The organism is bacterium CG_4_10_14_0_2_um_filter_33_32, assembly GCA_002792735.1.
GTDB lineage: Bacteria > Patescibacteriota > CPR2_A > CG2-30-33-46 > CG2-30-33-46 > CG2-30-33-46.
The window spans coordinates 1-8,113 of sequence record PFOW01000069.1; the positions used below are offsets into that span (position 1 = coordinate 1).

An 8,113-nucleotide genomic window follows, 5' to 3' on the forward strand; every position below is an offset into this window, starting at 1 on the left:
TCAGCCCACCCAGTATATCTTTATAAAGAAATTTTCTAATAGAAGCTAACTTAATCCTTGATATATAAACGAATGATCTTATAATGTAATAATTGGCATTTGCCAATTATTATTTTTAGCTATTTAATAATTATATAAAAGGAGGATTTATATGCATGGAGGAACATTTGTTACAGCTATTAATTGTATGGATGGAAGGACTCAAATTGCAGTAAATGAGTATTTAAGAGATAAATATAACGTAGATTTTGTAGATACGATAACTGAACCAGGCCCCAATGGTATTTTAGCGGAAAATAATGATCAACAAGCAATTGATTCTATCAAAAAAAGAATTGACATTTCTGTTAACAAACACGGCTCAAAACATATTGCAATTGTTGGCCATCATGATTGTGCAGGTAACCCCGTTGATGAAAAAACACAAAAAGAACATATTATTTCAGCTGTCAAAACCGTTGAATCTTGGGATTATGATTGTGAAGTCGTTGGTCTATGGGTTGATGATAACTGGAAAGTAAACCTTGTTGAATAATTTTGCAAAGCAAAATTAGCGCAAAGCGCTATTCAATAGGGTAAACGAAATTAATTGCTAGAAAAGGCGGCATATCTTTTAAAGTTTAAAAAATCCAAGAAAAAAGCAAGCAATTGGCTTGGATTTTTTTATTTTATTCATGGTGATATAATTTATTTAGCAACCGAGAGTTGTCTTGGCTGTTCTTTAACATTTTGATTACTATGGAGGTGTACGATATGAGGATGCCATCAATTAATAAAAACGATATATCAGAGCCTAGAGTTACAGATTATATAATGATATTATTTTATCCAATTATTCAAACGGTGAATAAAGCCACAGCATATATTGTTCATCATCATGAACGAGGTACTGGGTATCCTGTTGCTAACATTAATATAATTATCGATTATGATGAAACATTTCAGATATTAAATACGGATTGTATAGACGAAACTCTATATTTAGTGGATAGTATGGAAGGTAAATGGGTATTAACAAGTAATGATCATATTATTAAGATAGATTATTCTAAAAATGGTCAAAAGACACAACAAGCAATACTTCCAGTAGATAAAAATATTGATGCTTTAAGGGTTTTATGCTCTCTTATTATGAATCAAAGGTATAAATTATTTACTCCCGTTATATTGCTATTGATAATTGATGGTCAAGAAAAAAATGTTAAAATTGATCCTAAGGTATTTAATTATAAAACTATTTTTGGCATCAACGAAATGCCAAAATATAGATTACCAAAAACGGTCTACTCTTAATGTTTATAAATCAACCTTTACCAATAAATCTGGTTTTACAAATCTTTAAATCTTAGTATCTGCTAAAAAGATAATGTTTTTTTAACCATACTTAACACATAAATTATATTGTTAGTCTAAATCTCGTTTATTAAAAATAAGATAATGGGTGGTGAAGGAATGAGTATATTCGGTAATTTGTTTAAAGCCAAAACTTCCGAGCTATACCTTGATTCAAAATCTAAGAAAAGATTATCATAAAAAAGCCTCAAACCAGTCTAATATTCTGAAAATCAATCCAACCGAAGCTGCAAATAAAATTTGGAATTTATCTGATATAAGATCAAAACAACACAACCCAGCATATTTTATTGATATCGCTTTTCTATTATTATGTTATCCACCAGAATTGGCTTACGTTGTAGCTCTCCAGTTTAGTGACTACGAAGAACAAATTGGTTTTCAACCCTTTGGAACTATAATGGTAGCAATTGCTAGGGTTGATTCATTATACAGAGGTGGCATGATAACTAGATTTAGCATGATGAAAGATTATTCTAATCTAGAGGGAATATTATCTAGTAAAGATATTCGTATAAAAAAAGCAGGACAAATGTTAACTTCCGCAATAATTATGAGCTCTGAAAGCGTTGTAAAAGCGCAACAATTGTATAAGAATACAGGACCAGATTCAACAGTAAAGCAAATTATTTATCAAGAATTAAAAAAAATAGATCCTCGTTTAGCCTCAGCAATTATTTCTTAACTACATCGTATACAACACTTTATGCAAAGCAACCGCTTTGCTTTTTTTATACCCAGTCAGTAATATTTTATTTAATTTTAGATAATGATGTTAAAATGTAATAAGTTTTTCAAATAATTATTCAAAAAATATATGATTGATCAATTAGAACTTAAAAAAATTTCTGGGTTATCTCAGAAAAAAGCCTCACAACGCCTAGAAGAGGAGGGTTATAACGAACTTCCTTCTTCTAAAAAAAGAGGTTTCCTTGTTATTTTTTTAGAAATTATAACGGAGCCGATGTTTATTCTTCTTTTAGGCGGTGGAGGAATATATCTTATTCTTGGGGATTTAAAGGAAGCAGTGATACTTTTGAGTTTTGTGTTTGTCGTAATTAGTATTACTTTTTTTCAAGAGAAAAAAACAGAAAATTCCCTAGAAGCTTTGCGAAATTTATCAAGCCCCCGCGCTTTAGTATTACGAGATGGTGTGCAAGAACGAATCGCCGGTAGGGAAGTTGTTCGTGAAGATATAGTAATCTTAACCGAAGGAGATAGGGTACCAGCTGATGCTTTTGTTATGTCAAGCTCTAACTTGCTGGTTGATGAGTCTCTTTTAACCGGTGAATCAATGGCAGTGCGCAAGACCTCTACGGGAAAAGAGATAAAAGATATGCGTCCCGGCGGTGATGATCTTCCATTTGTTTATTCGGGCACTTTAGTAGTACAGGGTTATGGTATTGCTAAAGTTACATCTATTGGTATAAATACCGAGATTGGCAAAATAGGGAAAGCTTTAAAATCAATAAAATCAGAAAAAACATTACTTGAAAAGGAAACCAAAAAACTGGTTTTTACTCTTGCTACTCTAGGAATTTTTCTCTCTTTAGTGGTAGTTGTTACTTATGGGTTAACTAGGCATGACTGGTTACACGGGATTCTCGCAGGTATTACTTTTGTAATGGCTATGCTCCCAGAAGAATTTCCTGTAGTGTTAACTATTTTTTTAGCCATAGGTGCTTGGCGAATTTCTAAGAACAATGTTCTAACTAGAAAAATACCGGCAGTAGAAACTTTAGGCTCGGCTACGGTTCTATGTGTTGATAAAACAGGTACCTTAACTTTAAATAAAATGTCTGTGAGTAAGTTGTTTGTTGTAGGCGGTTTTTACGATATACCGAATCCCAAAAAATGCGATCTTTTGGAAGAATTCCACGAACTGGTTGAGTTTGGTTTTCTTGCAAGCCAAAAAGACGCTTTTGACACTATGGAAAAAGCAATCAAAGATCTAAGCGATCATGCTCTTGCTAATACTGAGCATATCCATAAAGATTGGAGATTAGTTAAAGAATATACACTTTCACGAGAATTATTGTCAGTTTCTCATGTTTGGCAGTCACCCGAAGGTGATGGTTATGTAATAGCTGCAAAAGGTGCACCTGAATCGATTTTTGATTTATGTCATCTAACAGAGCAGGAACAAGCCAGCTTAACCAATAAGATAAACATGATGGCTAAAGATAACTTAAGAGTTATTGCAGTTGCAAAGGCATATTTTAAAAAAGAAACTGATTTACCACTCAAACAGCATGATTTTGATTTTCATTTCTTAGGTCTTATAGGTCTTACTGATCCAATCCGTCCAGATGTTGATGAGGCGATTAAGGAATGTTATAGAGCAGGAATTAGGGTTGTTATGATTACCGGTGATTATCCTAATACTGCTTTAAATATTGCCAAACAGATTGGGCTTTCATCGCCAGATGGAGTTCTTACCGGGACTGAAGTTTCTAAAATGAACGAAAAAGAGCTTAAGAATAAAGTGAAGAATATTAATGTATTTGCCCGTATGGTTCCGGAACAAAAACTTCTTTTAGTTAATGCCTTAAAAGATGAAAAAGAAATTGTTGCTATGACTGGAGATGGAGTGAATGATGCGCCAGCTTTAAAATCAGCCCATATAGGTGTTGCAATGGGAGGAAGAGGAACAGATGTTGCTCGTGAGGTCTCTGATCTTGTTTTGCTAGATGATAATTTTATATCAATAGTAAAGGCAGTTAGGTTAGGTCGGCGGATTTTTGATAATCTTAAAAAAGCCGTTGTTTATATTCTGGCAGTTCATATACCTATTGCAGGGATGTCTTTTATTCCATTATTTTTTAATCTACCCTTAGTTCTTATGCCGGTTCATATAGCCTTTTTAGAGTTAATTATTGATCCGGCTTGTTCGATTGTTTTGGAGGCCGAAAAGGAAGAAGCGAACGTAATGAAACGTCCGCCCAGAAGCTTAAAGGAGCCTCTTGCAAACAAAAGAAACATTTTATTAGGGCTACTTCAAGGGTTCAGTGCCTTGACTATTATCTTAACAATATTTTTTGCCGTATTATTTTGGGGCAAAAATGAAGCTGATGCTCGCACCTTTGTTTTTGCTTCGCTTGTTATTACGAATTTAGGATTAATTTTAACTAATCGATCCTGGTCACGTAGTTTAAAGGAAATATTTTTATCGAAAAATAAATCATTTTGGTTAGTTTCTATACTAACAATCTTCTTCCTTCTATGTGTTCTTTATACTCCATTTTTGCAAAAGATTTTTTTCTTTAGCACTCTTCATCTAATCGATTTGACGCTATGTTTATTAATCGGTCTGCTTAGTATTTTATGGTTTGAAGCTCTTAAATCTTTTATCAATAATAAAAAAACCACAAATTCTAATATTGAATAGTTTTGATTCTAGTTCGTATAGATCAATCAGGGTTTTCTTTCTCGCCTTTTACCGATAAGGCAAGCAAAAATATAAAAAGAATTAAAACTACTGAAGTACATGTAAATATTAAAGAATTAGTACGTTGTGCAACAAAAAGCGTTATTTCTAATAATGCAATAATGATTAGGAATACTTTATGGTATTTGCTGAAATGCCTCTCCATTAGCGAGAGGCAGGAGAATTGATATGTAGCAAGACCAATAAGCGATACTGCTAAGGTAGATATCTGTAGAAACGCATCTGTTGTTATGGCATTTATTACTAATGGGATCGCTAATATTAATAAATAAACTCCGGGATATTCACCGATAATATTACCTATAACCATGCATTTATAGAATTTTTTTGTACTTAATCTTGTTATCTCTCCCGACGCATTAGAGTAAATCAACGTTGCATATAGAAAACTAAAAGTGCTAATTATTAGAAAAAGAATAGGGATTTTAATTGATGGATCAAAAGAATTAATTTGGGTGATTAATAATCCCGTGAAAAAGATTGTTACCCCGCTTAAGAATGAGCTTGAAGAAACTCCGATAGAAACTTCTTCTATAAGTAGTGACAAATTATTTTTTCGGTTATCTTTAATTTTTTTTGCCGGCATGTCCATTTGTATGTTGATTATTTAAATTTTAGCATAAAATAATAAAAAGCCACCAGTTTCGGTGGTTTTTTATATGGTGCCCTCGGCAGGATTCGAACCTGCGGCCTAGGCGTTAGGAGTGCCTCGCTCTATCCTACTGAGCTACGAGGGCATACTTGTTTATTTTTTAATAAAAAGTAAAATATATTTTAGTTAAAAGGTAAACTTTATGGCAAATTATCAAATTAATTCAGCTTCTTGTGATGGTTGCGGTAAATGCTCTAATGTATGTTCTCATCATGCCTGTAAAAGAATGGGCGATAAATATTGGATAGATCATATGCTTTGTAACGGCTGTGGAGCCTGCAAATCGTCTTGCCCGCATTACGCTATTTATTATGTTGAGGGAACTAATATGGGTGAGCACGGACATCCGATTATTTAACTAAGATTTTTCGCCTAGCCAATTGTCAGCTGTTTTTAATTAAACCAAAGCTCAATTTCGCTATTTGCTTCTTCTAAATTTCCAGAAGCATGAATTAGATTTTCAGTTGGTCTTCCTTCTTCATTTGCTTTTTTAATTGAGTCTGTCCCTAAATCTCCTCTTATGGTTCCTTTATCTGCTAAGGTCGGATCAGTAAACCCTGTAATTTTTCTAACTTGTGATACCGCATCATCACCTTCTATTATCATTTTTACAATTGGTCCTCTGGATAAATACTTTCTCAAGCCAATAACAATTCCTCTCCCGTATTCAATAATATTATCTACTTGCGCCCCAGCGTTTTTGGCTTTTTCGCCAATTGATCGTAAATAATCTTCATTTTCTACATAGTGTTTGCTTATTATTTCAGGTGAAACTGTGGTCATGTCCATTGAGGTTATCTTTAAACCAGCTTCCTCGTATCTTTTAATAATTTCACCAATTAGATTTCTTTCTACCCCGTCCGGTTTTATTATTACAAATGTTTTTTCCATATTTATTTTCTCCTGACCCCGATCGAGTTCTGGCGAGTATTGGGGCAACATTAGTTAATTTAATATTAAAATTTTACCATTTTACAAGATTTATTCCAAGAGTCTTTGTACCTTTTGTATCGACAAAGATACCCAAAAACTTATTTGCACTTTTTCATTGTTAAAATAACAAATATTCCTCCCACTTTTTCACAAAAATCTAATTCTGTACTTTCTCATTGCAGAAAGTACCAAAGGCTAGCAAACGATTCAAAAAAGCTTAAAACTGCTTCATTCAAAACTTTAAAATCCGAATGCCTTTTGGGCAGCTTCACTTTGAGTTATTGCCATACTCAATATTCAGCACAGCGGATTTTCCTCATCCTGATAAGAATCAGGATGGGCGTTTTTCATGTTACAGTTTTACTAGACGCTTTTTTCATATGTTTGCATTGAAATGCAATGTATTCCTGCCCACCTTTTGAAAATAGGTTTTATTCTCGGTCATAGCAAAAAAGCTGTAAAGAAAACTAATGGATTTAGAGCGGTCTTGTTTTTCTTAAAACAAGACAAAGATTCGTTAAACCCGAAATAAGGAGAGTAACAGCACCTCCTTATGAAGGTGGTCCAAAGGACCATTCGAATCCGGAAGCTTTAAATTAGTTAGTTTTTAGGCTTTTTATGCTCGGCCGCAGTTTTTGGTTCTTTTTTGCTGCCAAAAAGAACGAATAAAAGAATTTAGTTTTTTCAAGCCAGTGGGCGATTTTGCGCAACTTTATAAAAAGTTGCAGAAATAGATTTTGGTACTTTTGGTTACAAAAGTACAATAACTTACTTTTTCTAAAAAAGTGGAAATGTACTTGATTATTCTCTAAAGAATAATAAAAAATAATATTGTCTTTAGCGTAAATTGGAAGTACGATCAAGATTCTTCTTGACAACGATTCCCAATAATTTATATTCTTATAAAGTGACCCTTTGTCTTTTTGATAAGGGGAATGACAATTGAATATAGAAGAAGGAATTACTTTTTTCGCCTATGGCTAAGAAGTTATGGGGTAAAAGATAAAGTCAGCCATCTTCTCAATACCGATCAATAGTAGATTATTCTACTGCATTTGTGTATTGAAAGGATGGTTGATTTTATTTATCAGGACGGAATTATCCCTCTCTATAGAGGGGAAAAAAAGAAACAAGGAGGAAAAATAAATTGAAAATTTTTAAATCAACAAAAAGAAAGTTGAAGAAAATCTCATGTGGTATTGCGCTATTTGTGTTTACTACAAACATTACATTAGTTGGGGCAACGTCTGCGCTTCCTGGCGAACCAAAGGATGTTCACATTGCTAGCGCTGATCACATGGTTATTAGTGAGGTACAAATTGGACAGATAGGAAATGCTGATAACGAGTTTGTGGAACTATATAATCCGACTACTAGTTCCGTCGATCTATCAGAGTTATCGTTAAAGCTTCACATTCGGAACAGTTCAGGAACGGATAATAATAAAACATTAACATTTATTAATAAAGAAATACCTTCAAATGGTTTCTTTTTGATAGTTCCAAATAATGTTTACGGGCTTTCAATACATGCGGATGCCACTTATTCAACATCCGGAAATATGCTGGTTGTAAATGGTGGAGTTTATATAAGTGCCTCAACGACTGCAGGTATTGGTGTTATTGATAAAGTTGGTTGGGGAACTCAGCCCGCGGGAGGTTATGAAGGTACAGTCTTTAACCCAAGCATCTTAAATGGACAAAGTATTGAAAGAGCAAATGGGGTTG

8 protein-coding genes and 1 tRNA gene are annotated in these 8,113 nt (G+C 33.5%); 6 read left to right on the forward strand and 3 right to left on the reverse strand.

The annotated features are described in order from the left end of the window. Positions 1-151: 151 nt before the first annotated feature. The 4 genes from COX95_04490 to COX95_04505 all read left to right on the forward strand — a co-directional run bounded on the left by COX95_04490 (position 152) and on the right by COX95_04505 (position 4,741). Positions 152-535: a hypothetical protein gene (locus COX95_04490; GenBank protein ID PIZ85310.1), complete on the forward strand. Its 384-nt coding sequence runs from the start codon at positions 152-154 to the stop codon at positions 533-535. A 218-nt stretch (positions 536-753) separates the two neighbouring features. Next, complete coding sequence (locus COX95_04495; protein ID PIZ85311.1) at positions 754-1,293, forward strand: hypothetical protein; 540 nt, start codon at positions 754-756, stop codon at positions 1,291-1,293. A gap of 208 nt (positions 1,294-1,501) precedes the next feature. Then, positions 1,502-2,038, forward strand: coding sequence for a hypothetical protein (locus COX95_04500; GenBank protein PIZ85312.1), 537 nt, complete (start codon positions 1,502-1,504; stop codon positions 2,036-2,038). Between the two features lie 132 nt (positions 2,039-2,170). Then, positions 2,171-4,741 (forward strand): ATPase, encoded by a 2,571-nt coding sequence (locus COX95_04505; GenBank protein ID PIZ85313.1) that lies wholly within the window; start codon positions 2,171-2,173, stop codon positions 4,739-4,741. 22 nt (positions 4,742-4,763) lie between these two features. On the opposite strand, the gene COX95_04510 is transcribed toward COX95_04505, so the two are convergent. Both COX95_04510 and COX95_04515 read right to left on the reverse strand, forming a co-directional pair. Continuing rightward, positions 4,764-5,387 carry a hypothetical protein gene (locus COX95_04510; protein ID PIZ85314.1) on the reverse strand — a complete coding sequence of 208 codons (624 nt, stop codon included), beginning with the start codon at positions 5,385-5,387 and terminating at the stop codon, positions 4,764-4,766. A 74-nt stretch (positions 5,388-5,461) separates the two neighbouring features. Continuing rightward, positions 5,462-5,538: transfer RNA gene (locus tag COX95_04515), tRNA-Arg, on the reverse strand. A 57-nt stretch (positions 5,539-5,595) separates the two neighbouring features. Between COX95_04515 and COX95_04520 the strand changes: the two genes are divergently transcribed. Then, complete coding sequence (locus tag COX95_04520; GenBank protein ID PIZ85315.1) at positions 5,596-5,811, forward strand: hypothetical protein; 216 nt, start codon at positions 5,596-5,598, stop codon at positions 5,809-5,811. A 35-nt stretch (positions 5,812-5,846) separates the two neighbouring features. Here COX95_04520 and COX95_04525 read toward each other — a convergent pair whose 3' ends face one another. Beyond that, positions 5,847-6,395 carry a nucleoside-diphosphate kinase gene (locus COX95_04525; protein ID PIZ85316.1) on the reverse strand — a complete coding sequence of 183 codons (549 nt, stop codon included), beginning with the start codon at positions 6,393-6,395 and terminating at the stop codon, positions 5,847-5,849. Positions 6,396-7,533: 1,138 nt separating this feature from the next. On the opposite strand from COX95_04525, the gene COX95_04530 reads away from it, so the two are divergent. After that, the coding region (locus COX95_04530; protein PIZ85317.1) for a hypothetical protein at positions 7,534-8,113 on the forward strand (580 nt) is incomplete at its 3' end.

Coding starts and splice junctions, on each gene's coding strand:
- COX95_04525 (PIZ85316.1), bottom strand. CDS start 6,395: ATGTTGCCCCAATACTCGCCAGAACTCGATCGGGGTCAGGAGAAAATA.
- COX95_04510 (PIZ85314.1), bottom strand. CDS start 5,387: ATGCCGGCAAAAAAAATTAAAGATAACCGAAAAAATAATTTGTCACTA.
- COX95_04490 (PIZ85310.1), top strand. CDS start 152: ATGCATGGAGGAACATTTGTTACAGCTATTAATTGTATGGATGGAAGG.
- COX95_04520 (PIZ85315.1), top strand. CDS start 5,596: ATGGCAAATTATCAAATTAATTCAGCTTCTTGTGATGGTTGCGGTAAA.
- COX95_04505 (PIZ85313.1), top strand. CDS start 2,171: ATGATTGATCAATTAGAACTTAAAAAAATTTCTGGGTTATCTCAGAAA.
- COX95_04495 (PIZ85311.1), top strand. CDS start 754: ATGAGGATGCCATCAATTAATAAAAACGATATATCAGAGCCTAGAGTT.